Source organism: Hominiventricola sp. (assembly GCF_057604405.1).
Genome location: NZ_DBLYVB010000082.1, coordinates 1 through 1762 on the forward strand (window position 1 = coordinate 1; position 1762 = coordinate 1762).

Annotated in this window: 2 protein-coding genes and 1 pseudogene; all 3 read left to right on the forward strand. The window is 45.1% G+C overall.

Features of this window, described 5'->3' with window-relative positions:
* Nucleotides 1-941 (forward strand): leucine-rich repeat protein (locus tag ACZMB2_RS14165; RefSeq protein WP_487597191.1); only part of this gene is annotated, 941 nt, incomplete at its 5' end.
* Nucleotides 942-1055: 114 nt separating this feature from the next.
* Nucleotides 1056-1385 (forward strand): hypothetical protein, encoded by a 330-nt coding sequence (locus ACZMB2_RS14170; RefSeq protein ID WP_055227875.1) that lies wholly within the window; start codon nt 1056-1058, stop codon nt 1383-1385.
* A 99-nt stretch (nt 1386-1484) separates the two neighbouring features.
* A pseudogene (locus ACZMB2_RS14175) lies at nt 1485-1762 on the forward strand (hypothetical protein); the annotation flags it as partial.

The window sequence follows — 1762 nt, forward strand, 5'->3', positions numbered from 1 at the left end:
CAGATGATGTGGAGGCTATCCTGTATTCCAACGGGGATCTAGAAATATCCGGAAAAGGAAGCGTCCGGAATTTCAAATCAGATTCTGCGCCATGGAAGAAAGATTCTGTTAAACGGCTGACCTGGATTGATCCGGAGGCAGAAGTGGAAAGCATGGACTACTGGTTTACAGGAAATGACGAATACCTGGAAACATTGTGCCGCATTCCGGACACAGTGAGAAGCATGGTGGAAACATTCAAAAATGCCACAGCGATGACCAGTATGCCGGATATGTCTGGTGCGGTCCGGCTGGAAGATATTACATCCTGCGCAGAAGGGTGTATCGCACTGGAAAAGGCCATGGAACTTCCAGGAAATATAAAACAGGCAAAAAAAGCATTTTACGGTGATACGGCACTGATCGAGGGAGCCGATACAACAGCCTGTATGCAGCTGGAGAACATGGATTCCATGTATTACGGCTGTATGGCTCTGGCATCTGTCCAGATTCCGGACAGTGCGAAAGAACTTTCGAATATCTGCAATGGCTGCGTCAACCTGAAAGAAGTACATATCCCATCGTCTGCACAGAAAATGAACAGCAGTTTTTTCGGATGTACCGCACTGGAATCCATAACCGGTGAAATCCCATCTTCCTGTACGGATAGCGGGAACCTGTTTTCCGGCTGTAAGTTCCTGAGTGGAACACTTACCGTTTCCTGTACATCCAAGACAACCCTTTCAAGCTCGTTTTCGGACGCTGCAACGGCTGGAACAGGACTTACGATCATTTTACGGTACGATGCAGAAAAATCGCAGGAAACGGCCAATACGGGCTTCTACGGGGGAACAAAAAGTGCAGATGAAATCCTGAACGCATTAAAGGCATCCATGGAAGCCGCATTCAGCAGCGGAAGCCATATTACAATAACAACAAATGCAAATAAAACAGAGGGGTGATTAGAATGTAATAAAAATGCAATATGAAAAATAGCAAAAGACTCTTGTAATTACGGAATTGGAAAGGTAATATGATAATATGATTCCAAAAAATGAAAAAGGGGGAGAAACCATATGGACATGAAAGAGCTTCGAAAAAATGCAGAAAAAGTAATAGCAGAACGTTTTCCGGACTTCAATTTTTCCACACTGGACTGGGGAGAGCTTGATCCATTCTATCTGGAGCATCCGGAAGAAATACCGATTGAGCATGAGTTTGTTGGCTACCGGCAGGATGGTGATGTAGCGGAAGATTACCAGGGAAATCTGTATCTGATTCTTTGTGATCCAGGAATCCACCCGATCGGAAGTGTATGCATGGAACAGTCCGAACTGGACGACGCCATAAAACTCGGAAAACGGGAAGATTATACCGGGGAACTTCTGGAAGAAATTCCGGAGTAAAAAGTGAAATAACAAAACAAGGAATCCCGTGTCAAACGTTGACATGGAATTCAAACAGAAAAATCGGTGTCAATGTTTGACACGGACGGAGGAAAAAGTATGAGAAAAAGAATCGCAATGGTACTTCTTGGCCTGAGCCTGGCAGTAGGTACACCGGCCGCAACAAATATGTTCCCAACAGTTTCTGCCCAGACAGTACAGGCAGCTGGAAAAACCGGATGGACGCAGGAGTCTGGAACCTGGTATTTTTATAAAGACGGTGTAAAACAGACCGGATGGCAGACCTGGGACGGAAAAAAATATTATCTGAATGCAGACGGAACCATGAAAGCAAATGAGTGGATGATTGATACGGATGGATCGGTTTACTACTTCCG

Bases quoted from the DNA above. Each gene is read 5' to 3' on its own strand.
- ACZMB2_RS14170 (WP_055227875.1), top strand. From the start codon at position 1,056: ATGGACATGAAAGAGCTTCGAAAAAATGCAGAAAAAGTAATAGCAGAA.